This window comes from Qipengyuania sp. JC766 (genome assembly GCF_040717445.1).
Lineage (GTDB): Bacteria > Pseudomonadota > Alphaproteobacteria > Sphingomonadales > Sphingomonadaceae > JC766.
In genome coordinates this window covers 464,757-491,249 of record NZ_JBFEFL010000001.1, presented here as the reverse complement: position 1 = coordinate 491,249, position 26,493 = coordinate 464,757, and the positions used below count along the sequence as shown (strand labels likewise).

Genomic DNA, 26,493 nt, shown 5'->3' with positions numbered 1-26,493 from the left:
CTGCTAGTCGGCTGCGGCGCCATGGGCGGCGCGCTCCTCAACCAGTGGAAAACCGGACCGGAAAAATTCGCCATCGTCGATCCGATGCTCGAATCCGCGCCCGAAGGCGTCAGCCTCCATCGCGACGCGGATGAGCTGGACGGCACGTTCGACGTGATCATCGTCGCCATCAAGCCGCAGATGATCGACGACGTAATGCCGCGTTATGCCGAACTCCTGAACGATGGCGGCTATGCGCTCTCGATCGCGGCGGGCGCATCCGTCGCGCGCATATCGAAGGCGCTGGGCGATGCACCGGTGGTGCGCGTGATGCCCAACCTTCCCGCCTCCATCGGCAAGGGCACCAGCGGCGTCGTCGCCGGGCCCGGCGTGTCGCAGGCGATGCAGGACCACGCGGTCGAAATGATGGAGCGGGCCGGAACCGTGCTGGTCGTGGACGAAGAGGAATCGCTCGACAAGATCACCGCCGTCGCCGGATCGGGCCCGGGATACGTGTTCGAGATCGCGCGCGCCTATTGCGCCGCTGCGGAAGGGCTCGGCTTCAGCCATGACGAAGCGCGCACGCTCGTCCTCTCCACCATGGAAGGCACGATCGCGCAGGCGCTGGACGGCGCGGACAAGTCGCTGGAAGACTGGCGCAATTCGGTCACCAGCAAGGGCGGGACCACGGCCGCCGGGCTGGACGCCCTCAACGGGAGTGGCGACCTCGATCGCCTGATGAAGGCCACGCTGGAAGCCGCCTTCCACCGCGCGGAAGAACTGCGCTGATCACGACGGACAAGGGCGGGCGCGGAACATGACGCGCCGCCATCCGTCATTCTGGTAAGCCGGAGGAAATCAATGAACGACATGAGCGAAGACCCCACCATCCACGTCCACCAGCTCGGCCGGAGGGCCCGCGAGGCCACCCGCGGCCTGCTCGCTGCGAGCACGGACGCCAAGAACGCGGCGCTGCGCGCTGCGGCGAAGGCGCTGCGCGACAATACCGACTCGCTGCTGGAAGCGAACGCGAAGGACGTCGCCGGCGTCGAAGGCAAGAAGCCCGACAGCTTCGTCGACCGCCTGCGCCTGACCGAGGACCGCGTCGAAGGCATGGCCGCGGCGCTGGAACAGATCGCCGAACTGCCCGATCCCGTCGGGCGTCAACTCGCGCAGTTCGACCGGCCCAACGGGCTGAAGATCGAACGCGTCGCCGTGCCCATCGGCGTGGTCGGCATGATCTACGAATCGCGCCCCAATGTCGGTGCCGATGCGAGCGCGCTGTGCCTCAAGTCGGGCAACGCCGTGATCCTGCGTGGCGGGAGCGAGAGCCGCCATTCCACCCGCGTGATCGTCGAATGCATGCGCAAGGGCCTCGCCGAAGCCGGCCTGCCCGAAGACGCGGTGCAGACCGTCGGCACGACCGACCGTGCCGCGGTCGCCGCGCTGCTGACCGCCGACGAATTCGTCGACCTCGTCATCCCGCGCGGGGGACGCGGCCTTGTCGAACTGGTCCGTGACCAGGCGAGCGTGCCCACGCTGCTGCACCTCGACGGCAACTGCCACAGTTACGTCCACGAAGCCGCCGATCTCGACAAGGCGGCCGAAGTTATTCGCAACGCGAAACTACGCCGCACCGGCGTATGCGGCGCGACGGAAAGCATCGTGGTGGACCGCGCCGTGGCCGACGATTTCGTGCCGCGCCTTGCGGAAATCATGGGCTCCGACTGCGAACTGCGCGGCGACGAGACCGCCGTTTCGATCGACGACCGGATCAAGCCGGCGACGGACGAGGACTGGGACACCGAGTATCTCGATCCCATCGCCAGCGTGAAGATCGTCGAGGGCCTCGACGAAGCGATCGCCTGGGTGGACGAGCACAGCTCGCACCACACCGATGCGATCATGACCGAGGACGATGCAGCCGCACGCCGCTTCATGACCGCGATCGATAGCGCTATTGTCATGCACAACGCCTCGACCCAGTTCGCCGATGGCGGCGAATTCGGCATGGGTGCGGAAATCGGTATCGCCACCGGGAAGATGCATGCACGCGGGCCTGTCGGCCTCGAGCAGCTGACCAGCTTCAAGTACCTCGTTCACGGTCAGGGCCAGACGCGCCCCTGACCTTCGGCAAGACTCGGGATCGGATATCCCGTCAGCAATAACGGTTGCTGGCGGGACAGGTCCTGACCGTCGCCGATCCGATGGCGCGGATCGAATTAAGGTGCTGCGAGAAATCGCGTGCCGCCTGGCGCGCATTGTAGTTCGCCATCGTGCTGCCGCTGCTGGAAGGCGACCGGTATGAGCCGTTCGTCATGGAATAGCGCGACGAATAGGTCGGCGCCTGTGTGATCTGCAGGGTCCTGAAATCGGGCGCCGTGAACTGCTCGTGCGCGCTGCATCCTTCCTTCACGTTCAAGTCGCACGCCGCTTTCAGATATTCCAGCCGCTTGGCCCGGTTCGCCATTCCGAAGCCGCCGTTCTCGTAAAGCATGGACAGGTTGTAGCAGTGGACCCCGCGGCCGCGGCGGCATTTCGCTTCCAGCCATGTTCGCAGCGGCCCTATGTCGCGGAAATTGGACCCACGGGTTTCCCACGCCACCTTCATGACCGAGGGGCAGCCGAAATCGGGATCGGACCGGCAATACCCATTGAAGGCGTCGAACGCCGCGAACACGTCCTTCCGGACACCGTCGCGCCCGTAATACTGGTAGATGCCGTACTGGTAACAGCCCATCTGGAACCCGCGCTCGCAACTGAAGGCAAACGCCTTGCCCGCCTCGGCATAATCGCCGTTCTCCTCGGCATCGATCCCGCGCTCGTAAGCGACCTGCGCGATCAGGGTGACGCGCGAACTGGCGAAAACGTCCCCCTGGGCCGCAGCCTTGCGGTACCATTCCAGCGCCTTGGGAATATCGACGAAATGGCCGAACCCGCCTTCGTAGATCGCGCCCATCGCGGTCTGCGCTTCGGCGCTGCCCTTGCCTGCGGCGATTTCGAAAAATCGGATCGCGGTGAAGATGTCGGCATCCGTCCCGTCGCCGTTCAGCGCCATGTGGCCGGCATTGTAGGCGCCCTTCATGTGCCCCTTGGCGGCCAGATCGGCGAAAACGCGATAGGCGGTCGCGGCATCGCGCGCCCCGCCCTTCCCCTGGTCGAGATAGGCGCCGTAATTGTAGCACCCCATGCTGTACCCGGCATCGCAGATCCGGCGATAGAGATCGCGTGCCATCGCCTGGCTCGCACCGGTCGCGGTGCCTGCGTCGTGCATCAACGCGAAGTTGTAGCAGGCCGGATAGTGCCCGGCCCGGCATGCCGCTTCGAACTCGCGCGAAGCGAGTGCGTATTGCCCGTTCTGGTGCGCGGTATTGCCGGCCTGGAAAAGATCTTCGCGCGGGAAGACCGGCGCTGTCTGTGCGCTCGCGGACGCGGCGGAAACCAGCGCTGCAAGAATTGCAAACGTTGCCACAATTGCACGAATCATCGATCGATCCCCCAGTTTGCGACCCGGCCACCAAGTTTGGCAGAATGGCGGAAATCCGCAACTCCTGACCCTCGGTTCATCGCATTTTCAGTTTTTTCGGAACACCGCGGACTTCGCCACATTGTTCCCTCATACCGTTCGGCCGTACCGACTGAGACGGATGGCGGTATGGTGACCGAACCTGTTCCTATAAGGGGATTACCAATGAAGAAGTTCATGCTTTTGGCCGCTGCCGCTCCGGCTCTCGCGCTCGCCGCTTGCGGCGGTGCCGAAACCGACACGGCTACCACCGACGACACGGCGATGACCGATGACGCGATGGCCACCGACCCGATGGCCGGCGATACCGCCATGGCCGGCGAAGGCGGCGTGACCGTGACCATCAACGGCGTCGAGCCGGGCGAAGGCCAGCTCTTCGTCGCGCTGCAGAACGAAGAAGGTTTTGCCGGCGCCGAAGGTACCTATACTCAGAAGGTCGACGCGTCCGGTGCGACCGTGACCGCGACCTTCGAAGGCGTGGCCCCCGGCCAGTACGCCGCTGCGGTGATCCACGACCAGAACGCCGACGGCAATGTCGAGCTTGGCGAAGCCGGCCCGACCGAAGCTTGGGGCCTCAGCGGCACCGCGCAGACCGGTGGCGCTCCGAAATTCGGCCCGGCCGCATTCACCGTCTCCGAAACGGGCGGCAATGCCACCGTTTCGCTGATGTACCCGGAATAATCGAACCGTCGGACCTGTCGGTCCGGCATTCGACTAACCGAAAGAAGAAGCCCCTCGCTCCACCGGAGCGGGGGGTTTTTCATTTCGCTGGTCAGGGGATACCGGTGAAGAGGAAAACCAGGAACACGCTCGCCACCACGAGCAGGCCGACCGACAGCCAGCGCCAATGGCCCATGCCCTGCCACATTCCGGAAAACGCGCGTGACAGCTGCACGGCGGAGCCGCGCTCCCGCGCGATCCTGAGCGAGTAGATCGCCGCGCCGGAAACAGCGAGCCCGGTCAGCGCGAGCCCGAACAGGAACCACGGCACCTTGGTCCAGTATCCGCCGAAATAGCCGAAATGCAGCGGATCGGCCATTTCCCCGATCCGCTGGTGCAGGCCCAGATCGCGCCCGTCCGTCGTCAGCAAAACTTCCGCCGTACGGCTATCGACCCAGACCGCGTTCGAGCGGGGTCGCACCAGCACCGCCTCGTAATCGCCGTGAAGCTGGAGCAGCGGGTCGTCGGCCGTGGGCAGAAGAGCGCCCTGTACCCGCAGGTCCGGATTGGCGGCCAGTGCCGCCTCGAACGCCGCGGCGAGGTCGGCGGGCGCAAGGGTCGTACCGGTCGGGCCCTCCAGTTCCACGCTCGGCTGGCGCGGCGCGTCGCCGCCCAGGCTTTCCACGAAATACCAGACGCTCGTCAGGCTGATCAAGGCAACGAACCACAGCGACCAGACGCCCGCCAACCGGTGGAAATCGCCCCACCAGGTCCGCGCATCGCGCGTGCGCAGCGGCTTGGCAAAACCGCGCCACCATTTCTTGTAGACGACGAAGGAAGAGACCAGCGTCACCAGCAGCAGGAAGGCAAGCGAGGTGACGATCGGTACCCCGATCCAGACCGGCAGGTTCAGGTGCCGGTGCATGTTGCGCAGTACCCGCCGCGCGCCGACCCACGGGCCGGTGCCCTGGATTTCGCCGGTTGTCGGATGGGCGTGGAGGAAGAACAGTTCGCCCTCGGCGTCCTCGACCGTGACCTTGGCGGCAAAGGCGGAGGCGGTCGGCGCCTCGATCGAGGAGGCTTTCGCGACGCCCGGGTATTCGATCGCGTTTTCGGCAATCCTGGCCCAGGCGACCGGGCCTTCCACGGTCGAAGGCGCGACCCGCAGGCTCGGCTGGAGCAGCCAGTCGATCTCCGCGCTCATCACGGCCAGCGTGCCGGTGAACAGGATGAAGGTCATGAACAGGCTGATCTTCAGCCCGACCCACTGGTGCACTTTCCACCAGGTGCGCGCGGCCTTGGGCGCGGGCTTCGCACGGACTTGCGTGCCGCCGTCCATGGCCCGCGCCATTTCCATCAGAATTCGTAACCCACTTCGAGGAACGCGGAGCGCGGCGCGCCGGGGAAGTGGCCGGTCCGGTCGATGAAGCCTGAGGCCGCATAGGTCTCGTCGAACAGGTTATCGACCCGCAGCAGGGCGCGGAACGGCCCGGTCTCGTAGATCAGCGAGGCATCGAACACCATGTAGGGATTGACCGGCTGGCCGCTGATGCTGACGCGTTCCGAAACGTAGTCCCCGCCCAGCGCCGCCGCGAGGCCGATCGCGGGGAACTGGTAGCGCGTCCAGAAGCCGAGCTGATGCTCGGGCGCGTTGGCGAAGCGGTCCCCGACATTGTTGGAAAAGCCTCCGCCGGCATTGTCCTGCGTGATCCGCGTGTCGTTGTAGCCGTAAGCGGCCGTCACCACCCAGTCGGGCGTGACGTCCGCCGCGATGTCGAACTCTATCCCCTTGCTGGTGATCTCCCCGATGGAAAGCAGGTCGTCCACGCCGTCGTTTCCGGTATCGCCGCGCGGGTCGGTCTGCAGGATGTTCGACCGTGTGATCCGGTAGGCGGACAGGGTGGACTGGATCTGCCCGTTGAACAGCGCGGTCTTGATCCCCGCTTCGTAGATGTCGCCCGTGGTCGGCGCGAACGGTCCGCCGGCGAGCGGGTTCTGGGACGCCGCGCTCTGCGGTTCGAAGCTGGTGGCGTACTGGCCGAAGGCGGAAATCTCGTCCGTGACGCGGTAGACAACCCCGCCGCGATAGGTGGTCTGGCTGTCCTCGAACACGGTGCCGTCGGAATTGTCGTAGAAATCGTCGCGCCGGATGCCGCCGACGAGGATCAGGCGGCCGATGGTCAGTTCGTCCAGCACGTAGATGCCGGTCCGCTCGCTGTCGGTCAGGGTGACTGTGTAAGGTCCCTGGTCGTAAGTCGCCGGGTCGGACTGGCCGTAGACCGGGTCGAACAGGCTGAGCGGGTTCGGCAGGCCGGGCGTGTCGACCGTGCGGCCGCGCAGGGACCGGCCGCGGAAGTAGGTGTCGCCCTCGAAATGGTCCGCACCGACCAGCAGGCGGTTGCGGACATCGCCCGAAATCCCGGCGGCCCAGACGAGGTTGCCGCCGAAGGACCAGCTTTCCTGCGTGCGAAGCTGGTCGCGGAACTCGCGGATGGTGGCGTCGATCGTGCCGTCGCCGTCGGAATCGAACAGGCCGCGCGGTTCGTGGTAGTTCTGCACCTCCTGCGCATCGTTGTAGCGCGCGGTGGCATCGAGGCTCAGGCCTTCGACCGGCTGCGCCTCCAGCCGCACCTGGAAAACGTCGGAAACGAGGTTCAGGAAGTCGCCCGGCTCGTTGTGGTTCCAGCGGCGCGAGGTGAGAAACTCGCCCTCGTCGTCCACCGGCACGCCGCGCAGGCGGTTGGCGTCAAGTTCCTGGTCGTAGCGGGTGCCCTGCACGTCCACGCGCACGGGCCCTCCGTCCATCGCGAGGCCGGTATCCGCGATCAGCGTGCGCGAGGCGGAGTTGAAGCGGAAGGTGCCGCGGTCCTCGTAGAACAGGCCCCCGCGCACCCCGAACCCGCGGCCGAGCGGCGCGTTGACCTCGGCTGATCCGCCGAAGCGGTCCTCGGTCCCGCCGATAGCCTTCACCTGGCCGGAGAACTCCTCCAGGTCGGGCTTTTTGGTCACGTAGTTGAACAGGCCGCCCGGCGCGCCGGGGCCGTAGAGCATGCCGCTCGGCCCCTTGAGGAATTCGACCCGTTCCACATTGAACAGCTGCGGCACGGAAAAGCCCGCATAGGGATCGCCGCGCAGGCCGTCGTAGAAATTCTCCTCCTGCCGGAAGCCGCGCGCGGTCACCCCGGCATAGCTGAAGAAGCTGACGCCCGAGATGTTGCGATAGAGGTCCTGCGCATCGCGCGCGCCCTGGTCCTCGATCAGCTCTTCCGTGATGGTGGTCACCACCAAGCTGGATTCGAGCGGCGGCGTGTCGAGCTTGCCGACCGAGACCTCCTCCACCCGGTACAGCTTCTGCGCACGCCCGGTGACAATGATCATGTCGCCCTCGTCCTCACCTTCGGATTGCGCTGCCCGTTCCTCCGCAGGCGGCGCAGGATCGCCCGTGTCCTGCGCGGCGAGCGGCGTAGCGAGCATGGCGAAACCGGCTGCACCGGCCGTGTGGAGAACCCTCATAAATCCCTTCCTGCGAATCGTTTGCAGGTCGGCTAGAGCTGCACCCTCAGGGAGTCAATGCGAATGCCTCGCAATATAAATGCAGGTGGGTTAGCCGAAGTCGGTATATAGGGTATTCCCCGTTTCGATAGCGAAAACCTCGGCGGACATGGTCTGGTTGGGCATGACCGAAGCCGCAGAATTCGCCCAACCCCTATAACGGTTGATGCCTGAAACCGAGGTGTCCCGACACTCAGTAGACGTGGAAATTGGAAAAAACGGCCATTACCATTGCATTTGCGAATTACTCTCATTAGCAGCCCACCTCGTTTGAAACGAGTGCGCCATTCCGAGTGATCGAAACTGCCGCCGACGCAATGCAACAAGGGAAATAAATGATCTACACCAAGGCGAACATCCTGGCCGCTTCCGCAATAATCTGGCCCTCGATAGCGTCCGCGCAGACCATCGAACCGGCCGGTTCGGATGTACTGGTCATCGATGACGACGAAGCAGGCGTCTCGGACGAAGCCATCGTCGTGGTCGGTAAACTGACCGACTCGCTGATCGATCGAGAGGATATCGAAATCACCCAGGCAAACGATCTCAAGGATCTCTTCCGCAAGACCCCCTCCGTTTCGGTCGGCGGGGCGATCGGCATTGCAGAGAAAATCTACGTGCGCGGCCTCGAAGACGCGCAGCTCAACATCTCGATCGACGGCGCGCAGGTTCAGGGCACCCTGTTCCATCATGTGGGCCGGGTGTCGGTGGAGCCCGAGCTGCTCGAGAGCGTCGACGTCCAGACCGGCGCAGGCGAAGCCACTTCGGGCTTCGGCACCATCGGTGGCGCAATCCGATTCCGGACCCGAGATGCCGTCGATCTCCTCGAACCCGGTCGCAATGTCGGCGGCATCGTGCGCGGCGGATGGTTTTCCAACGACGGCTACAAGCTGTCCGGCACGGCGTTCGGACGGATCGCCGGCGGCGTCGGCATCATCGCGTCATACGTGCACCAGGACAGAGACCCCTACGACGACGGCGACGGGAACGAAGTACCCGGAAGCGGCGCGGAGCAGAACGTCGCCTTCGCGAAGATCGGCGGCGATGTCGGCATCGGCCACGCATTCTCGCTGAGCTACGAGCAACGCGACGAGAAAGGCGAATTCGGCGCACGGCCCAACTGGCCGGTTCTGGAAGGCGACCCTCTCTTTCCGGGTGAAGCGCAGCGCCGAACGGCGATCGCCAATTACCGGTTCGCCAACGGCGGCCCGGTCGGTTTCGAATTTACCGGCTACTGGTCGAAGGCCGAGTTCCAGCTCGACCGGTTCGACCGCTGGGGACTTTACGGCGCCGAGATCGAGAACTGGGGCGGCGATCTTCGGATGAATATCGAAGCCGGAAGCCATGCCCTCACGACCGGCGTCGAATACCGCAACGATCACGTCACCAGCGCCTATCTGGCAGATCCCGCCATGTGGCAGCCATGGGCCTGGGATCCGGCGATCGGCAGCTTCAGCGAACAGGGCGAACTCGTGGGGCTTTACGCGCAGGACCGGTGGCAGGTGTTCGATCCGCTGCTGCTCAGCTTCGGCGTGCGTTACGACTATTACGAGCTCGACCTCGTGACCTACGGCGGAGGGACAAGCAGCGACGGCGTGTCTTTCAATATCGGTGCCGACTACGAGATCGTCCCCGGACTGATCGCGAATATCGGCTATGCCGAAGCGTTCCGGGGCAAGGAAATCGGCGATGCGTTCACACTGGAGCACCGGCCCGGAAGCCTGATCCTCCAGTCTGGCCTGCGCCCCGAAACGGTCGGAAATTTCGAGGCAGGCCTTGCCTTCGATCGCGATGGCCTGTTCGCATCCGCTGCCTATTACCGGATGGAGATCGAGGATGTCGTGCTCGACCAGCTCTATCGCGGCCCCGCGCCGCAGGACGGGGTCTATTACGAGAACGTCGGCGAATTCCGTTCCGAGGGCTTCGAACTGCGTGCCGGATACGATTTCGGAGCGTTCGGGATCAGCGGCTTCTACAACCATTACGATCCCGAACTGAACGATCGGCCGATCAACGGCTACGAACATCTGGCGCTGGGCAATACGCTGGGCGACCAGTGGAACGTCAGCGCGAAATTCGATCCGACGCGCGCACTCTCCTTCGAGGCGAGCGTCACGTCTTTCGAGCGGGTCGATGACCTCGAGGTGCTCTTCCGCGATGTCGAGCTCGGCTACGTCTCCGAAACCCAGTTCATCGACAAGCCCGGCTATACCACGGTCGATCTGTTCGCCCGGTGGCAGCCGCTCGGCACCGACAGGTTCGAACTGCTGGCGGCGGTCTACAACCTGTTCGATGCCACCTACATCGCCCATGCCAGCGTGGGCGACTACACCGCGATCCCTGATTACGAGATCGTTTCGGGCGTGAACGAACCGGGCCGCAATATCCGCCTCGGCGCCTCGTTCCGCTTCTGATGCGCGCGCGCCCCGCCTTCCGGTTCTGGCACCGCTGGTTCGGAATCCTCGGCGGGGCGTGGCTGCTGCTGCTCGCCCTGACGGGCAGCGCGATTGCCTGGTACGACGAGCTGGACGGGGTGCTGAACCCCGACCTTCGCGTCGCGGAACTGACCGACGGGCCGCCTACCTCCATCGACGCAGTCGTCGCCAGCGCCCAAGCCGCCCTGCCCGGGTTCGAGCCGGGCAATATCCTCGTCTCGCAATCGCCGGATCGCACGCACTGGCTACTCGGCCGTCAGACGCTGCAGGATGGGTCGGCCCGGCCGGTGCAGGCATTTGTCGATCCCGGCACGGGGGAGTTCGCGGGGTGGCGCGAGAGCGGCCGGCTCAGCCTCCACCGGCATTACCTCCCCGACCTGATCTACGGCCTGCACACCGACCTCCTCGTGGGCGAAATCGGGGTGATCTTCGTCGGTCTCCTTTCGCTCGCCTGGCTGCTCGACCATTTCCTCTCGCTCCCGCTCGCCTTTCCGCGGCTCGGGAAATGGCTGAGCGCATGGCGGGTCGGCGGCCATGCGGGATCGCTGCGACGGCTATGGGACCGGCACCGGGCGAGCGCGATGTGGGCCTGGCCCGTGACCGCGGTGCTGGCCCTGACGGGCGTGACGCTGTCCTTCCCGATGGAGAGCCGCGAGGTGGTGGAAACCGTCACGCCGGTGGGGGAGCGGCTGCATTACGACATGGCGGAGCGCGATCCGCCCGCCGATCCGGTCACGCTGGAAGCCGCCATCGCGCAGGTCACCGGGGATCGCAGCTCCCTCCATAGCGTCCGCCTCCATCCCGAAGTCGGGCTCTATGCCGTGCGGACGTTCGACGGGCGCGATGTCGACAACCAGGGGCGGCTGTGGACCTATGTCGACATGGAAACGGGCGAGATCGCCGCCCGGCGCCACGATGCGGGGGAGAGCGCCGGCGATACCTTCTTCGTGTGGCAATACGCCCTGCATTCGGGCCACGCCTTCGGCCTTGTCGGACGGATACTGGTGACGCTGGCGGGCCTCGTCACCGCCTATCTGTGCTTTTCCGGCTACCGCCTGTGGTGGCGGCGACGGCGCGGACGGCCGAGGACCGGCGGCGCTGCCTGACAGCGTCCCGAACACCCCACCCGCAGAAAATCCTGTCCTACACTGCGCGTCCTGTGCTCCACGCTGGCTGGTTTGCCTGCCCCGGCAATCCGCCACCCCAGTCACCAAGGAGCCGCCCCATGACCCGCCGCAAGGACCCGACCGAAATCCGCACGCCCGTCAGCCGCGATGACCTGCCCGCCTTCGACAACGTGCCCGTCAAGTATCGCCACGACGGCTGGACACCCGCCCGGCAGAAGGCCTTCATCGGCGCGCTGGCCGATACCGGCAGCGTCAGCCGCGCCGCCCGCTTCGTCAACATGAGCCCCGAAGGCGCATATTACCTGCGCCGCCGCCCGGGCGCGGAGAGCTTCCGCCGGGCGTGGGAGGCCGCGCTGGACCTGGGCGTGCAGCAATTGAAGGACATCGCCTACGAACGCGCGATCGACGGCCAGCTCCGCCCGGTGTTCGTCGGCGGTAAGCTCAAGGGCTTCCGCCGCATCCGCAACGACCGGCTGCTGATGTTCTGCCTCAGGATGAACGCGAAGGACGAGCGCGGCCAGCGCCTGTCCGCCAGCTATTTCCGCTCCGACGCCGACCGGCTGCACGGGGGTTCGGGCTCGTCCTCAAGTAGCGTAGCGATAGGACAACAAGGAATCTCTTACACCACGCAGGCCCTCACCCGCGCGGAGAAGGACGACATGAACGCCGCGATGGTGGAGCATTTCGACCCGGTGGACATGTCGCTAGCCGAGATCGAGCCGATGCAGGCCCAGCTGGTCGAGATAGCCCGCCGCAAGCGCGCCGAGGAGGACGGCCCCGCCGAACACCGCACCGACCCCGCTTTCATGCTATCGCGCAACGAGGAATTCCGCCCCATCGGCGAACTGGAAAGCCTCCACGAGGTGGAAGAAGAACTGGAGCACTTCAACGAGGACGAGGACCACTGGCGGGATCTGGAGTGAGGGGGTGGAGCCGATCGTCGACTTTTGGGCCGTTAGGGGTCAGTCTGCTCCTACCATGGCGATACACTACCGCTGCCCTAAATCTTGGTTGGCGAGCGCCTGTTGCTTACCTCAGTGACCGCCGAACCGCAGCCGGATGCCGCCATTTAGGATGAATCCTTCAAGCGGCGCCCATGCATCGACCGTCCACTGTCCGCTCGCCGCCCGCTGGGGAAGTAGCAGCGGATCGTATTTCGTCTGGCGCACGTCGAGCAGGTTCTCGGCATTCGCGAACAGGCTGGCCTTGCCGAGCGTGATCTCGCCGAGGATGCCTAGGTGCAGGTAGGGCCGCGAGCGGGTGCGGTAGGGATTGTCGTCGAGCGCCTGTGAGCCCGTGTAATAGGCTTCGATCCCGATGCGGCCCTTGCCATGCTCCTCCCACATGCCGACAAGACCGGCCGTGTGTTTGGGCGTCAGCGGGACTTCGCGGCGGCCAATGCCCAATGGTTCGGGTTCGCTCGCATCGACAAAGACGTAGCTGCCTGTCACCGTGAAGCCGTCCTGCTTGAAGCGGAGCAAAAGTTCGGTCCCGCGAACCCGGGTCGTGCCGTCGATATTGACAAGTTCGACCCTGTCGGTCGCGATCTCGCGAAGGCGTGTGGCATTGTCGATATCCGCACCGAACAGCGTCACATTGGCTTCCCACGGCCCGTCGGCATAACCAACATCGAGCGATGCGGTTCGCGCAGTTTCCGCTTCGAGTTCCCCTAGCGGCTCGAGGCGGGAGAGGCCTGCTGCCTCGATCTCGTCGACGAACGGGGTCGGCGCGAAGAATCCTCCGCCGTATGAACCACGAATGGTCCAGTTGCCCCGACGGTAGAGCGCGGAAATGCGCGGGCTGAACTGCGTGCCGAATTCGTCATGGAAATCGACGCGCGCGCTCGCAGCCAGCGTCAGGTCGAGCGTTGCTTCCTGTTCGAGCTGCGCGAAGACCCCGGGAACATCGTAGGTGTAATCGAAGGCCGGGAATGCCTCGGACCGGAAGCCATCGGACTGGAAGGCGATGCCCCCGACCCACGAGGTTGCGCTGCTGCCGCCCGAAACTGAGGCTTCGCCGAACAGGCTGGTGTGACGGTCATCCTCCACCACCCCGCCGTAGCGGTGGAGATGACCCTGACGCATGGCCGATGCGCGCAGGTTGAGCGTGGCGAGGTCCGACAGAGGTGTCTGCGCGACCAGACCTGCATCGAGGCGTTCGGTTTCCTGCGTCTGCGGAAACGCCGTGCCGTCAGGCACCGTCCTTCTGGGCAGCGTGCCTCCCACGCGGTCTTCGGTCATCGCGCCGATGGTCAGGTAGACCGATGACCCGTTATCGCCATCCCACTGGAAGCGCGGGCGCGCTGTAAGACGATCGTAGGCGGCCATGTCGAGCCAGCCGTCGCCATCGAGGTCCTGCCCACTCTGGCGGTGAGCACCCGCAGTTAGCGAGAGGCCCGAATTCAAACTTAGCGGCCCGGCGGTATAGGCGGTCAGGTCCTGCCCGTTGCGGGTGGTGGCGTTGCCCAGGACTTCGGCTTCGAACTCGTCGCCGGGTCGTTTGGAGATGAGGTTGATCACACCGCCAAGTGCGGAGGCACCGTAGAGCGCCGAGGCCGAGCCCTTGATCACCTCCACCTGTCCGAGATCGGTCGGTGGGATCTGCAGCAGGCCCAGCGATGCTGCCTGCCCGCCATAGAGCGGGAGGTTGTCGGCAAGCAGTTGGGTATATCGGCCTTCCAGCCCCTGTATACGGATATTGGCGGCACCCAAGGCAGGCGACGTGACCTGCACGCGCACGCCGCCGGTTTCGTTGACCAGCATGGCAATATTGCCCGGCCGCATGATCGCCTTCTCCTCGATCTCCTCGCCTGCGATCACCTCGACCCGGATTGGCTCGTCCTGCACCCTGCGACCCGAGCGCGTGCCTTGGACGATGATGACCTGGGTCTCTCCGCCTTCGTCGCCGTAGGCGTGATTATCCTCGTCTGGTGCTGTGTTTTGGGCGGTCGCGGGTACGGCAAAAGTGAAGGCGGAAGTGGCCCCGAGAAGCAGCGCAAAGCGCGTGGTATTGGTCACGATTGGTCTTTCTCTGAAACGAATTCGGAGGCTTACCCGTGCGCGAGTTCGCGGCGGGCCTGAACGAAAACTTCGGCGGCGCCCCACAGGGCGAGGCCAGCCATGATGCTGGCGACCAGCAGGTCGGGCCAGGCCTGTCCGGTGCCGAACACGCTGAGCGCTGCGCCAAGCACAGCGATGTTTCCGATCGCGTCATTGCGCGAGCAGATCCAGACCGAGCGCATGTTCGCATCACCTTCGCGGTAACGGAACAGCATGAGCGCCACGATGACGTTCACGGCTAGCGCCAGCGCGCCGATCACGCCCATCGTCTGCGGTTCCGGGTTCGATCCGGCGACGAGGCCATAGAGTGCATAGCCGATCACCCACAGTCCGAAGGCCAGCATCGTCGCGGCCTTGAACAGGGCGGCCTTCGCCCGCCACGCCAGCGCCAAGCCAGCCACGCCCAGACTGATGGCGTAATTGGCAGCGTCGCCGAAGAAATCGAGCGCGTCGGCCTGGAGCGCGCGCGAATCGGCGGCCACGCCCGCGACGATCTCGACGACGAACATCGCCGCGTTGGCAATCAGCGCGATCCACAGGATCGAGCGCCAGCGCGGGTTGTTGTGCGCATTTTGGTCCGGTTCGGGTGTCTGGCAGCAGGATTTGCCCATGCCGCGCTCCTTGCAACGTTCGAGTCGCAGGGGCATATGCACCTTGTAGCAGCTACAAGGTCAAGCGATGCGTATCGGAGAACTGGCAAAGGCGACCGGCACGAAGGCGGAGACTATTCGGTATTACGAGCGCGAGGGTATTCTGCCAGCAGCCGACCGAACCGACAGCAACTACCGCGATTACGCCGACGATCATCTGGTGACGCTGACATTCGTGCGTCGCGCACGCGAGCTCGGGTTCACCATGGCACAGGTCCGCGAATTGCTCGCCCTATCCGATCACAATGAAAAGCCGTGCCAGGACGTCGACCGGTTGGTCCAACAGCAATTGGCCGAAGTCGAGCGCAAGATCGTCGATCTCACGGCACTGCGCGACGAATTGGGAGAGATGTTACGGTCCTGCGAGGCGGACAAAATCGGCGAGTGCCAGATTATCGAGAGCCTTGGCCGCCATGCCGCCGCGTGAAGTCCGAACAGTTGTCCGCTAACGAGCGCGTCAACGAAGGATTGAAATGGCCGAAATGAAGGCGCAAAGTCGCTCTCACTCCTCCCCCATCCGCAGCGCGGCGATGAACGCCTCCTGCGGGATGCTCACGTTCCCGTACTCGCGCATCCGGGCCTTGCCCTTCTTCTGCTTTTCCAACAGCTTCTTCTTCCGAGTGATGTCGCCGCCGTAGCATTTGGCGGTCACGTCCTTGCGCAGCGCGGCGATGGTTTCGCGGGCGATGATCTTGCCGCCGATCGCGGCCTGGATGGGGATCTTGAACAGGTGGCGCGGGATCAGGTCTTTCAGGCGCTCGCACATGCCGCGGCCGCGTTCCTCCGCCACGCCGCGGTGGACGATCAATGACAACGCATCCACCGGCTCGTTGTTGACGAGGATGTTCATCTTCACGAGGTCGCCTTCGCGCAGGCCGATCTGCTCGTAATCGAAGCTGGCATAGCCGCGGCTGATGCTCTTCAGCCGGTCGTAGAAGTCAAACACGACCTCGTTCAGCGGCAGTTCGTAGCTCACCTGCGCGCGGCCGCCGACATAGGTCAGGTTCGTCTGGATGCCGCGCCGGTCCTGGCACAGCTTCAGGATCGCGCCGAGATATTCGTCGGGCGTGTAGATGGTGGCCTTGATCCAGGGTTCCTCCACCATCTCGATCCGGTTGACGTCCGGCCAGTCGGCCGGGTTGTGGATCTCGATCGTCTTGGCATCCTCGTTCTTCGTATGGCCGAGGTGCACGCGGTAGACGACGCTGGGCGCGGTGGTGATGAGATCAAGGTCGTATTCGCGGCTGAGGCGTTCCTGGATGATTTCCAGGTGCAGGAGGCCGAGGAACCCGGCGCGAAAGCCGAAGCCCAGCGCGGCGGAGCTTTCCATCTCGTAACTGAAGCTGGCATCGTTGAGGCGCAGCTTGCCGATGGATTCGCGCAGCTTCTCGAACTCGGCCGCGTCCACCGGGAACAGGCCGCAGAACACCACCGGCTGCACTTCCTTGTAGCCGGGCAGCGCCTTGTCCGCGCCCGCCTTGACCGTGGTGATGGTGTCGCCGACGCGGGCCTGCTCCACCTCCTTGATCTGCGCGGTGATGAAGCCGATCTCGCCCGGGCCCAGCTCCGCCAGGTCGGTGCGCTTGGGGGTGAAGCAGCCGACCCGGTCGACCAGGTGCTGCGTGCCGCCCTGCATGAAGCGCACTTCCAGCCCCTTCTTGATCCAGCCGTCGATGACGCGGACCAGGATGACGACGCCCAGATACGGGTCGTACCAACTGTCGACCAGGCTGGCCTTCAGCGGCGCGGCGCGGTCGCCGGTGGGTGGCGGGATGCGCTGGACGATCGCCTCGAGCACGTCCTCCACCCCGATGCCGGACTTGGCGCTGGTGAGGACCGCGTCGTCCGCGGGCAGGCCGATGATCTCCTCGATCTCGAGCTTGACCTTTTCGGGCTCGGCGGCGGGCAGGTCGATCTTGTTGATGACGGGGACGATCTCGTGGTCGTGCTCGACCGACTGGTAGACGTTGGCGAGCGTCTGCGCCTCGACCCCCTGCGCCGCGTCCACCACCAGCAGCGCGCCCTCGCACGCGGCGAGGGAACGGCTGACCTCGTAGGCGAAGTCGACATGGCCGGGCGTGTCCATGAGGTTGAGCTCGTAGGTCTCGCCATCGGACGCGGTGTAGTCGAGGCGCACGGTCTGCGCCTTGATGGTGATCCCGCGTTCCTTCTCGATGTCCATGTTATCAAGGACTTGCTCGCGCATCTCCCGCTCGGTCAACCCCCCGCAAAGCTGGATCAACCGATCCGCCAGAGTGGACTTCCCATGGTCGATGTGGGCGATTATTGAAAAATTGCGGATCTTGGAAAGGTCGGTCATCGCCGCCGCAGATAGCGGCGCTCTGCCGCCTTGTCAGCAGCGATCGACGGGTCAGTTGAAGCGCTGCGTGAGATCGACTTGGAGGAAGGACGGGCGCGATCCGCCTTCGGACACCGGGGCGTCGCGCAGCAGCGGGTAGTTACCCGGCGGAAGCGCGGCGAGCGGCATCCCGGCGGCGGCCAGCGCGTAGGGGCTGACCCGGTGGCGGGTGCACAGGCCGTCGGCCCCGTCGCTGATGAGCGGCACTTCGAACTCGATGCCCTGCACCGCCTCGTGCGAGCGGCGTACCTTGGCGACTGCGAGCTGCCCCGCCCCCAGGTCCAGCACGAGATCGGTGCCGATCGGCACGTCCAGCAAGCCCTCGATCATCGCCCCGGTGCGCGACAGGTTGCGCAGCATGACCTCGTAGCGATGGTCCTCGTGGATCAGGCCGACGCGTCGGAACACGGTGCGCCGCTCGGAGCGGTGCTTGGCCGGGCCCTTCTTCTCGAACTGGATGGTGCCGTCCTCGAACCGCCCGAGCAGCACGTCCTGTGCCAGCGCTCCGGAATAGATGAAGCCTTGGATGAGGGTCGCGCCGCGCTCCGTCACCAGGGCGAGCTCGTCTTCCGATTCAACGCCTTCCGCGACCGTGTCCATGCCCAGCGCGTCCGCCAGGCTGACGATGGCGGTGATGATCGCGGCGTTGTTGTTGTCCGGCTCCGTCGCCCCGCGCACGAAGCTCTGGTCGATCTTGATCTTGTCGAAGGGCGCGTTGCGCAGGTAGCCGAGAGAGGAATAGCCCGTCCCGAAATCGTCCAGCGCAAGTCGCACGCCGAGGCGCTTCAACTGCTTGAACATCCGGCTGGTCGCGTGCGGATCGCCCATGAACACACTCTCGGTGATCTCGAGCTCGAGCCGCTGCGGGTCGAGTCCGCTGGAGGCGAGCGCGCGTTCCACCACGCCGAGGAAGTTCTCGTCGCTGAACTGGACCGCGGACACGTTGACCGCGACCTTGATGTCGCCCGGCCATTCGGCACAATCGCGGCAGGCGCGCATCAGGGCCCACTCGCCCAGATCGGTGATGATGCTGGTCTCTTCGGCGATCGGGATGAACTGGCCGGGACTGATGAAACCGTCTTCCGCGTGTTCCCAGCGCATCAGCGCTTCGAAACAGGCGGCCTCGTCCGATCCGGCCTTGATCAGCGGCTGGTAGTGCAGGCGCAGCTCGTCCTTGGCGAGCGCATCGCGCAGGTCTTCCTCGATCTGCTTGCGCTGCCGGGCACCGTCCTTGAGGTCGCTGGAGAAGAAGCGATACTGCCCACGCCCGTTGCCCTTCGCGGCGTAGAGCGCGAGGTCGGCGCTGCTGACCAGCTCTTCCGCGTCGATCCCGTCATAGGGCGCGATGGCGATGCCCACCGACGTCCCGATGATCGCGCGGCTGCCGTCGATCGAGTATGGCTGCGAGATCATCTGGATCAGGCGCTTGCCGAGGTCGCCCAAACGGCCGCGGTCGTCCACGTCCGGCAGGATGATCTGGAATTCGTCCCCGCCCAGGCGGCCGATCTCCGCATGCTTCCCGACGATCTTCACGAGGCGCTGCGCGACCTGCTTGAGGAGTTCGTCGCCCGCAGGATGGCCAAGCGTATCGTTGACCTGCTTGAACCGGTCGAGATCGAGCATCAGCAACGCGCAACTGCGCTTGGACGCCTGATAGGCCTTCAGCGTCTTGCGAAGCTGGCTTTCCATGCGGTGCCGGTTGGCCAGCCCCGTCAGCGTATCGAACTTCGCCAGCCGCGATGCGTCGATCGAGTGCTGGCGCGAATGGCTAACGTCGCGCGCGCGGCCGCGATAGCCGACGAACTCGTTTTCCGCGTCGAAGCACGGCTTGCCGGAAATCTCCCACCAGGTCGGCACGCCCGTGCTGCCGTCGACCGGCTTCACCGGCACGTCGACAAAGGCGTTGCGCGCACCGAGCTGGAATGCGAGCGGCCGCTCGCGGCCCTCGTCGTCCTCCGACCGGTCCGCGACGACCACTTCGGTGAGCTTGCGCCCGATAATGGCGCTCCGCTCGACGCCGAGCGAGGCCGCGGCGCTTGCGGTGAGGTAGGTCAGCCGGCCTTCCGTATCGGTGGCCCAGAACCAGCCGATGTCGAGACTTTCAAGGCTGTCGAGCAACTCGATCCGCTGGTGATCCGCAATCGGGACGACCGGGCACGACGCAGCATCGTCGGACGCGGAGCCACCCACGTCCTGACGCGAAAATTTCGACAAGATGCTGTTGGCACCCAAGTTACGACAACCCCAGACTATCGATTGTTACGCCAGCTAACGACCGTTCGTTAATATATTGAGCTTCGCTGGCAGAGGGACGGTGTTTTTCTTTGGCCAAGAGTGAAAGGACATCGTGCGAAGCAGAGCGCGGGATCCATCCTTTGAACTGCGCGCAGACGTCCGCCCCAAGCGTCATCGCCATTACTTGATGGAAGTCCGCGAGTGTCGAATTGCGCACCATCGCGGTCATCCGCCCGGCGCCAGGAGGCTGGTATCGATCCGCTCGTGAAAACGCAGCCCCATGCGGTTCTCGTCGCTCCACATCGCCGTGGCGCCGACGATCTTCTCCGCGTCGAGCGCGATCCTGAATCGCGTACCCACCGGCACGTTCCAGAGACCTTCCACCATGGCGCCCCCGCGCGAAAGGTTGCGGATCCGGGCGGAGTAGAACTGGCCTTCATGCTCCAGCATGGTCTGGCGCAGGGTCTTCTGGCGATGTTCGCGCGCCGCGCGCGGCCCGACCGGATTGAGGCGCAGACCGTCCTCGAGCATGGCCGACGCGGTTTCCCCGTCGATCGCCTTCGAATAGAGATAGCCCTGAACGTGGCTGCAGCCGAGGTCGCGCACGAGGACCAGTTCGTCCATCGTCTCCACACCTTCGGCCGTGGTATCCATGCCGAGCGAGTTCGCGAGCCCGGTGATCGACGTGATGATCGCGCCGTTGCGGCTGCCCGCTTGCGTGGCCCCGCGCACGAAGCTCTGGTCGATCTTGATCTTGTCGAATGGCGCCTTCTTCAGATAGCCGAGCGAGGAGTAGCCCGTCCCGAAATCGTCCAGCGCCAGCCGCACGCCGATGCGCTTGAGCGCCGAGAACATGGCGTCGGTATTGATGTCGTCCGACAGGAATACGCTTTCGGTGATTTCCAGTTCGAGACGCGAGGGATCGATCTGGGACGAGGCGATCGCGTTGGTGATGACCGACGGCAGCTGCGGATTGGCGAACTGCACCGGCGAAACGTTGACCGCACACCGGATGGAGGCTGGCCAGCGCGCCAGATCGTCGCACGCCTTGCGAATGGCCCACTCGCCGATCTGCATGATCAGCCCGGTATCTTCCGCAACCGGGATGAACTTGGCGGGCGACATCCAGCCGTCCTTCGGGTGGTTCCAGCGAAGCAGCGCCTCGAAGCCGGAGATCGTCTCCGTCTTCGCATCGACGAAAGGCTGGTAGAACAGGTCGAGCTCGCCCTTGGCGATCGCGTCGCGCAGGTCCTGTTCCAGCTTCGTGCGCTCTTCGGCGGCCGAATGCAGCTCGCTGGAATAGAAATGGTACCGCCCGCGCCCACCGTCCTTTGCCGCGTAGAGCGCGAGGTCGGCGTTGCGGATCAGGTCCTCGCTCGTCTTGCCATCGTCGGGTGCGATCGCGATCCCGACCGAAGTGCCGATGCTCGCCCGGTGACCGCTGATCGTATAGGGCTGCGAGAGGGCGTGGATGATCTCGTTCGCGACATGGGCGAGCTCGGCGCGCTCCATGCGGCCCGGGATCAGGATCTTGAATTCGTCACCACCCAGCCGGCCGACTTCCCCCAGATCGCCCAGCGTGCGCTGGAGCCGCTGCGCAACCTGCTTGAGCAGTTCGTCGCCCGACGGATGGCCGAGCGTATCGTTGACGTGCTTGAACCGGTCTAGGTCGAGCAGCATGACGCTGCATTCGCGCTGCCGCTCCATCGGCGCGGCGAGCAACTTGCCCAGCAGCTGCGACATCTGATGGCGGTTGGCGAGACCCGTGAGGGAATCGAAACGGGCCAAGCGCGTCGCCTGTTTCTCGCTGCGGCGCTTCTCGGTCAGGTCGGTGCCCGAACCGCGGAATCCCTGGTAATTGCCGAACTCGTCATAGGCAGGACGGCCGCTGACGGACCACCAGCGTTCCTCGCTGCCGACCGCGGCGCGCACCCCGATCTCCTGGAACGAGGAGCGCGCGGAAAGGTGGAAGCTGAGCGTTCGTTCCCCGTCCTCGCGTTCGTTGGCGAGATCGAACAGTTCGAGGAACGGGCGATTCATGATCTCCTCGCGCTCCCGATCGAGGATCCGGATGATCTGCGGCGATAGGTAGGTGATCTGCCCGCGCCGGTCGGTTTCCCAGAACCAGCCGAGGCCTGTATCCTCGTAATCGGTCAGGATGTGGAGTGCGCGATTGCGCACCCGCTTCAGCTTCTGGTCGTCTTCCAGCAGCGCACGCACGATGGCGATCTGGTGCCGGGCGGCGGCGAGCGCGCAGATGCCGCCGAGCACCAGCGCGGCGATCGAAATGGTCGAGCCTTCGATGAGGGCGAGCGGAACCCAGCCGGCGAACCACGCCGCGAACTGCTGGGGCACGCGGCCCGTCAGCAGGCTGGCCCCGATCGCGTTGGTGCACACGATTCCCGCGACGGCCCAGCGCCAGTCCAGCCCGTCGAGCGAAACCCACAGACCCATGGAAAGGCCGAGGCAGACCATCGGCGCGAGAATGACGCTCCATGCGATAAGCACGTCGAGCGGCCGGTATCCGACCACGCCGTCCTTGGCGCGCGCGACCCACCAGCCCGCTCCGGAAATCCAGATGGCGAGGATACCCGAACCGAAGGATTCGATCGGTGGGATGCTGAAGGTGGATATACCGCAGACGAGCAGGACCAGCGCATAGACGATCCCGATCCGCCACCAGTCGCGCGGCACGATCGTCTTGACGTCCTTGGTCTCGACCACGCGGTTCGGTCCGCGCCGGTTCACAGGGGCCCTGCGTTCCGGTTCGGGCGGTGCCTGCTCCTCCTCCACGACGCGCAGGCTGGCGCGGGCAGGCGAATGCGTACGGTGCGCACGATCGTGCACGCGCTGCTCTGTTGGGAGGCCCGCCATGCGCCGACCATGCAGTTGATGGTTTTGAAAACCGGTTAATTCCGGCCCGATTCGCGACAATATTCCGCCCGTCTTGCCAATCGTCCGGACCGCAGGCATCTATGCCGGAAAGAACAAGGCAATAGCCGACAGGAGAGGACATGGCAGACGGCATCCATCTGGAGGACGAGGCCGCGCAGTCGACCACCGCGCTCGGCCCTCTCATCGGTATCGCCCGGGAAGATTTTGTCGGTGCGGTCGCGCTGCTGCTGCGCGAAACCGCTTCGGATCCGCAGCGGCTCATCAAGCACCAGCAGGCTATCGGCCAGGACATGATCAAGATCATGACCGGCAAGTCCGACCTCGCGCCCGATCCGCGCGACAAGCGCTTCATGGACCCGGCCTGGCAGTACAACCCGTTCTATCGCGCCGGCGTGCAGTACTACCTCGCCGTCCAGAAGGGGATGAGCAACTGGATCGCGGACCTCGAACTGGACGAGATCGAGCGCGACCGGGCCAATTTCATTTCCAACATCATCATCGACAGCCTTGCGCCGACCAATACGCTGGCCGGCAATCCGACCGCGCAGAAGCGGGCCATCGACAGCGGCGGGCTGAGCCTCATCAAGGGGCTCAAGAACGCCTACGACGACATCACCAAGAACGACTTCATGGTCAGCCAGGTGGACAAGCGGCCGTTCAAGCTGGGCGAGAACATCGCCACGTCGAAGGGTTCCGTCGTCCTGCGGACCGACATGATGGAACTGATCCAGTACGCCCCGACCACGGACGAGGTGTACGAGATACCGCAGCTGACCATCCCGCCGCAGATCAACAAGATGTACATCAACGACCTCTCGCCGGAGAAGTCGGTGGTGAAGTGGCAGGTCGACAACGGCATCCAGACCTTCGTCATATCCTGGCGCAACCCGGACAAGAGCCAGGGCGTGTGGGACATGGCCGATTACGTCGCATCCTGCCGCGAGGCGATGGAAGCGGTCGCGAAGATTACCGGCGCGAAGAAGGTCAACGTGTCCGCCGGTTGTTCGGGCGGCCAGACGGCGGCCATGCTGGCCAGCAAGATGGCAGCCGACGGCGACGACCTGCTCGGCGCGCTGACGCTGATGGTGTGCGTGCTGCATCCCAAGCAGACCGATATCGAGGCCGGATCGCTCGTCAGCGAACACGGGATCGAGATCGCCAAGCGCCGCGCGGCGAAGGCCGGGGTGATCGCGGGCACCGACCTGGCGCGCGGCTTCGCCTGGCTGCGGCCTAACGACCTCATCTGGAACTACGTCATCAACAACTACCTGCTGGGAGAGGACCCGCCGGCGTTCGACGTGCTGTTCTGGAACGCGGACGCGACCAACCTGTCCGGCAGCCTCATGGGCGACTTCCTGACCCTGTTCGAAACGCTTGCCTTCACGAAGAAGGGCGAGGTCGAGATGGTCGACCACAAGATCGACCTGTCGAAAGTGGACAGCGACGTCTTCATCCTGGGCGGGGTCACCGACCACATCACGCCGTGGAAGGCGACCTATCGCTCGACCCAGCTGTTCGGGAAGGGCGAGGTGACTTACGTCCTCAGCCAGTCGGGCCACATGCAGGCGATCCTGAACCCGCCGGGCAATCCCAAGGCCAAGTACTACGTCCAGAAGGAGGACGGCCCCCTCCCCGCCACGGCGGACGAGTGGCTGCAGGGCACGCACGAAGTCGCCGGGAGCTGGTGGCCTTACTGGACACAATGGCTGCAGGACCGCTCCGGCGGCAAGACCGAGGCGCCGAAGAAGCTCGGCAAGGGAAAGAAATTCGCACCGCTGGACCCGGCCCCGGGCCTGTACGTTGTCGAGGAACGCTGAGCGCTTGCCGCTCGAAACTAGGAATTGCTTTTGACCGAACCGATGGATGTCAATCCGATGGATAGCGCGCTGATTTCGATGGAAAATGTCGGGGGCCGCAAATTGCGGGTCGCCCGCTGGCGGCTCGACGAGCCCTCCGACCATCCGCCGATCCTGTTCTTCAACGGTATCGGCGCGAATATCGAGGCCGTCGCCCCGCTCGCCACCGCGCTCGACGACCGCGGCTTCATCATGTTCGACATGCCCGGCGTCGGCGGATCGCCGGAGCCGACCGTTCCCTACAACGCGATCACCATGGCCTGGACCGCCAGTCAGCTGCTGGACCATCTCGGCGTGGAGCAGGTGGACGTCATGGGGGTCAGCTGGGGCGGCGCGATGGCGCAGCACTTCGCGCTCCAGCACGGCAACCGCACGCGCAAGCTGATCCTGGCGGCCACCAGCATGGGCATGTTGATGGTGCCGGGCAATCCGGCAGCGTTGACCAAGATGGCCGATCCGCGCCGCTACGTGGACGCCGCCTTCATGGAGAAGCACTTCCAGACCCTCTACGGCGGCGCGATGGCGCAGCAATCGGGCAAGTCGGGCCATATCGCCCGCCTCACCCCGCCCACACGGCGTGGCTATTTCTACCAGCTGCTCGCCATGGTCGGCTGGACCAGCGCACCGTTCCTGCCGTTCCTGAAGAAGCCGACACTGGTGATGATGGGCGATGACGACCAGATCGTCCCGGCGGTGAACGGCCGGATGATCAACGCGCTCCTGCCCGACAGCGAATTGCTGATGCTGGAGGGCGGCGGGCACCTGTTCCTGCTCAGCCATGCGGACGAATGCGTCGCCGCGATCCGCCGCTTCCTCGACGACATGCCGGCGGAGGACATGGCCGAGGCTGCCTGATGCGGCACATCGCGATCATCGGTTCGGGGCCGGCAGGCTATTACACGGCGGAAGCCGCGCAGAAGGAATGGGGTGACGAGGTACGGGTCGACGTGTTCGACACGCTGCCCGTGCCCTACGGCCTCATCCGCACCGGGGTCGCACCCGATCACCAGTCGATCAAGAAAGTGGCGCTGCGGTACGAGAAGACCGCGCTGACCGAGAACGTCCGTTTCGTGGGCAATGTGACCGTGGGCGAGGACATTTCGATCGCGGAACTGCAGTCGCTCTACGATGCCGTGGTGCTTGCCACCGGCGCACCGCAGGACCGCACGCTGGGCCTGCCCGGAGAGGATCTCGCCAACGTCTTCGGCAGCGCGGCGTTCGTCGGGTGGTACAACGGGCACCCGCGCTTCGCCGACCTCGCGCCGGACCTTACCGGCAAGCACGCGGTCGTCATCGGCATGGGCAATGTCGCGCTCGACATCGCGCGCATCCTGGCCAAGACCGAAGGCGAGTTCGCCGGCGCGGACATCGTCGCACACGCTCTCGACGCGCTGCGGACCAGCGGGCTCGAGACGATCACCATTTTGGGACGCCGGGGCCCGCACCAGATCATGATGACGCCCAAAGAACTGGGAGAACTCGCCGAGCTGGAGCGGGCGAGTCCGCATGTCGACCCGGACGATCTGCCCGAACCGGAAGCGGACGCGATCCTCGAGCCGGGGCTGCGCAAGTCGGTCGCCCTGTTGCGGACATTCGCCGCCATCCCCGAAAGCGAACGCGCCGCGAAATCGGTGACGATAGACTTCGACATGTACGCCAGCCCCAAGGCCTTTCGCGGCGACGGACAGGTGGCCGCGGTCGAGGTCGAACGGACCCGGATCGAGAAGGGACGCGCCGTGGGTACGGGCGAGACCTACGTGGTACCGGCCGACCTTGTGGTCAGCTGTATCGGCTATCGCACCTCGCCCATTCCCGGCGTCCCGTTCGACGAACGACAGGGACGCTTCGCCAACGAATCCGGGCGCATCCTTCCCGGCCTCTATTGCGTGGGCTGGGCGCGGCGCGGCCCTTCGGGGACGATCGGCACCAACCGGCCGGACGGCTATGCGCTTGTCGAGAAGATCGCCGAGGATATCGGCCCCGGCGGGCGCAAGGACGGCCGCAAGGGCTTCGATGCGCTGGCCGCCGAACGCGGGCTCGACATCGTGACGTTCCAGGACTGGAAGAAGATCGAGGAAGCCGAAGCCGCCGCCGCGCGCGCCGGCGCGCCACGGGAGAAATTCGTCGATATTGCCGCCATGATCGGCGCGCGCGGCTGAG

At 65.1% G+C, this 26,493-nt stretch carries 18 protein-coding genes; 10 read left to right on the top strand and 8 right to left on the bottom strand.

The genetic code is table 11. The annotated features are described in order from the left end of the window. Positions 1-21: 21 nt before the first annotated feature. A complete protein-coding gene (locus AB1K63_RS02410) occupies positions 22-768 on the top strand; it encodes a pyrroline-5-carboxylate reductase dimerization domain-containing protein (protein WP_366958332.1) in 747 nt (248 codons plus the stop codon). A gap of 72 nt (positions 769-840) precedes the next feature. Then, positions 841-2,106: a glutamate-5-semialdehyde dehydrogenase gene (locus AB1K63_RS02405; protein ID WP_366958331.1), complete on the top strand. Its 1,266-nt coding sequence runs from the start codon at positions 841-843 to the stop codon at positions 2,104-2,106. Between the two features lie 31 nt (positions 2,107-2,137). Here AB1K63_RS02405 and AB1K63_RS02400 read toward each other — a convergent pair whose 3' ends face one another. Further along, positions 2,138-3,466: a tetratricopeptide repeat protein gene (locus AB1K63_RS02400; RefSeq protein ID WP_366958330.1), complete on the bottom strand. Its 1,329-nt coding sequence runs from the start codon at positions 3,464-3,466 to the stop codon at positions 2,138-2,140. Positions 3,467-3,670: 204 nt separating this feature from the next. Here AB1K63_RS02400 and AB1K63_RS02395 point away from each other — a divergent pair, with 204 nt between their 5' ends. Continuing rightward, the gene (locus AB1K63_RS02395; RefSeq protein ID WP_366958329.1) at positions 3,671-4,186 is read left to right on the top strand and encodes a DUF2141 domain-containing protein; all 516 of its coding nucleotides are present in this window, start codon (positions 3,671-3,673) and stop codon (positions 4,184-4,186) included. Positions 4,187-4,277: 91 nt separating this feature from the next. Here AB1K63_RS02395 and AB1K63_RS02390 read toward each other — a convergent pair whose 3' ends face one another. Both AB1K63_RS02390 and AB1K63_RS02385 read right to left on the bottom strand, forming a co-directional pair. Continuing rightward, positions 4,278-5,522, bottom strand: coding sequence for a PepSY-associated TM helix domain-containing protein (locus AB1K63_RS02390; RefSeq protein WP_366958328.1), 1,245 nt, complete (start codon positions 5,520-5,522; stop codon positions 4,278-4,280). Continuing rightward, complete coding sequence (locus AB1K63_RS02385; RefSeq protein WP_366958327.1) at positions 5,522-7,678, bottom strand: TonB-dependent siderophore receptor; 2,157 nt, start codon at positions 7,676-7,678, stop codon at positions 5,522-5,524. Before AB1K63_RS02385 ends, AB1K63_RS02390 begins: the two co-directional genes overlap by 1 nt. 374 nt (positions 7,679-8,052) lie before the next feature. Here AB1K63_RS02385 and AB1K63_RS02380 point away from each other — a divergent pair, with 374 nt between their 5' ends. The 3 genes from AB1K63_RS02380 to AB1K63_RS02370 all read left to right on the top strand — a co-directional run bounded on the left by AB1K63_RS02380 (position 8,053) and on the right by AB1K63_RS02370 (position 12,202). Beyond that, a complete protein-coding gene (locus tag AB1K63_RS02380) occupies positions 8,053-10,131 on the top strand; it encodes a TonB-dependent receptor (RefSeq protein WP_366958325.1) in 2,079 nt (692 codons plus the stop codon). Next, positions 10,131-11,258 (top strand): PepSY-associated TM helix domain-containing protein, encoded by a 1,128-nt coding sequence (locus AB1K63_RS02375; protein WP_366958324.1) that lies wholly within the window; start codon positions 10,131-10,133, stop codon positions 11,256-11,258. Before AB1K63_RS02380 ends, AB1K63_RS02375 begins: the two co-directional genes overlap by 1 nt. A 119-nt stretch (positions 11,259-11,377) precedes the next feature. Next, positions 11,378-12,202, top strand: a complete 825-nt coding sequence (locus tag AB1K63_RS02370; protein ID WP_366958323.1) for a hypothetical protein — start codon at positions 11,378-11,380, stop codon at positions 12,200-12,202. A gap of 111 nt (positions 12,203-12,313) precedes the next feature. On the opposite strand, the gene AB1K63_RS02365 is transcribed toward AB1K63_RS02370, so the two are convergent. Both AB1K63_RS02365 and AB1K63_RS02360 read right to left on the bottom strand, forming a co-directional pair. Beyond that, complete coding sequence (locus tag AB1K63_RS02365; protein ID WP_366958322.1) at positions 12,314-14,296, bottom strand: TonB-dependent receptor; 1,983 nt, start codon at positions 14,294-14,296, stop codon at positions 12,314-12,316. Positions 14,297-14,328: 32 nt separating this feature from the next. Beyond that, the gene (locus tag AB1K63_RS02360; RefSeq protein ID WP_366958321.1) at positions 14,329-14,949 is read right to left on the bottom strand and encodes a cation diffusion facilitator family transporter; all 621 of its coding nucleotides are present in this window, start codon (positions 14,947-14,949) and stop codon (positions 14,329-14,331) included. 67 nt (positions 14,950-15,016) lie between these two features. Between AB1K63_RS02360 and AB1K63_RS02355 the strand changes: the two genes are divergently transcribed. Next, positions 15,017-15,415 carry a helix-turn-helix domain-containing protein gene (locus AB1K63_RS02355; RefSeq protein WP_366958319.1) on the top strand — a complete coding sequence of 133 codons (399 nt, stop codon included), beginning with the start codon at positions 15,017-15,019 and terminating at the stop codon, positions 15,413-15,415. 75 nt (positions 15,416-15,490) lie between these two features. Here the strand turns inward: AB1K63_RS02355 and lepA are convergent, their stop codons facing one another. The 3 genes from lepA to AB1K63_RS02340 form a co-directional block, all read right to left on the bottom strand. Then, positions 15,491-17,308 (bottom strand): translation elongation factor 4, encoded by a 1,818-nt coding sequence (lepA, locus tag AB1K63_RS02350; protein ID WP_366958318.1) that lies wholly within the window; start codon positions 17,306-17,308, stop codon positions 15,491-15,493. A 51-nt stretch (positions 17,309-17,359) separates the two neighbouring features. Then, positions 17,360-19,561, bottom strand: coding sequence for an EAL domain-containing protein (locus AB1K63_RS02345; RefSeq protein WP_366958317.1), 2,202 nt, complete (start codon positions 19,559-19,561; stop codon positions 17,360-17,362). Positions 19,562-19,807: 246 nt separating this feature from the next. After that, the gene (locus AB1K63_RS02340; protein WP_366958316.1) at positions 19,808-22,456 is read right to left on the bottom strand and encodes an EAL domain-containing protein; all 2,649 of its coding nucleotides are present in this window, start codon (positions 22,454-22,456) and stop codon (positions 19,808-19,810) included. A gap of 140 nt (positions 22,457-22,596) precedes the next feature. Between AB1K63_RS02340 and AB1K63_RS02335 the strand changes: the two genes are divergently transcribed. The 3 genes from AB1K63_RS02335 to AB1K63_RS02325 are packed head-to-tail and all read left to right on the top strand — an operon-like array spanning position 22,597 to position 26,492. Further along, the gene (locus AB1K63_RS02335) at positions 22,597-24,294 is read left to right on the top strand and encodes an alpha/beta fold hydrolase (protein ID WP_366958315.1); all 1,698 of its coding nucleotides are present in this window, start codon (positions 22,597-22,599) and stop codon (positions 24,292-24,294) included. Between the two features lie 42 nt (positions 24,295-24,336). Then, entirely contained in the window at positions 24,337-25,188 is an 852-nt protein-coding gene (locus tag AB1K63_RS02330) for an alpha/beta fold hydrolase (RefSeq protein ID WP_366958314.1), read from the top strand. After that, positions 25,188-26,492 (top strand): FAD-dependent oxidoreductase, encoded by a 1,305-nt coding sequence (locus tag AB1K63_RS02325; RefSeq protein ID WP_366958313.1) that lies wholly within the window; start codon positions 25,188-25,190, stop codon positions 26,490-26,492. Before AB1K63_RS02330 ends, AB1K63_RS02325 begins: the two co-directional genes overlap by 1 nt. Position 26,493: the final 1 nt, after the last annotated feature.

Coding starts and splice junctions, on each gene's coding strand:
- AB1K63_RS02410 (WP_366958332.1), top strand. CDS start 22: ATGGGCGGCGCGCTCCTCAACCAGTGGAAAACCGGACCGGAAAAATTC.
- AB1K63_RS02340 (WP_366958316.1), bottom strand. CDS start 22,456: ATGGCGGGCCTCCCAACAGAGCAGCGCGTGCACGATCGTGCGCACCGT.
- AB1K63_RS02325 (WP_366958313.1), top strand. CDS start 25,188: ATGCGGCACATCGCGATCATCGGTTCGGGGCCGGCAGGCTATTACACG.
- AB1K63_RS02370 (WP_366958323.1), top strand. CDS start 11,378: ATGACCCGCCGCAAGGACCCGACCGAAATCCGCACGCCCGTCAGCCGC.
- lepA (WP_366958318.1), bottom strand. CDS start 17,308: ATGACCGACCTTTCCAAGATCCGCAATTTTTCAATAATCGCCCACATC.
- AB1K63_RS02355 (WP_366958319.1), top strand. CDS start 15,017: ATGCGTATCGGAGAACTGGCAAAGGCGACCGGCACGAAGGCGGAGACT.
- AB1K63_RS02335 (WP_366958315.1), top strand. CDS start 22,597: ATGGCAGACGGCATCCATCTGGAGGACGAGGCCGCGCAGTCGACCACC.
- AB1K63_RS02390 (WP_366958328.1), bottom strand. CDS start 5,522: ATGGAAATGGCGCGGGCCATGGACGGCGGCACGCAAGTCCGTGCGAAG.
- AB1K63_RS02330 (WP_366958314.1), top strand. CDS start 24,337: ATGGATGTCAATCCGATGGATAGCGCGCTGATTTCGATGGAAAATGTC.
- AB1K63_RS02385 (WP_366958327.1), bottom strand. CDS start 7,678: ATGAGGGTTCTCCACACGGCCGGTGCAGCCGGTTTCGCCATGCTCGCT.
- AB1K63_RS02395 (WP_366958329.1), top strand. CDS start 3,671: ATGAAGAAGTTCATGCTTTTGGCCGCTGCCGCTCCGGCTCTCGCGCTC.
- AB1K63_RS02380 (WP_366958325.1), top strand. CDS start 8,053: ATGATCTACACCAAGGCGAACATCCTGGCCGCTTCCGCAATAATCTGG.
- AB1K63_RS02400 (WP_366958330.1), bottom strand. CDS start 3,466: ATGATTCGTGCAATTGTGGCAACGTTTGCAATTCTTGCAGCGCTGGTT.
- AB1K63_RS02360 (WP_366958321.1), bottom strand. CDS start 14,949: ATGGGCAAATCCTGCTGCCAGACACCCGAACCGGACCAAAATGCGCAC.
- AB1K63_RS02375 (WP_366958324.1), top strand. CDS start 10,131: ATGCGCGCGCGCCCCGCCTTCCGGTTCTGGCACCGCTGGTTCGGAATC.
- AB1K63_RS02405 (WP_366958331.1), top strand. CDS start 841: ATGAACGACATGAGCGAAGACCCCACCATCCACGTCCACCAGCTCGGC.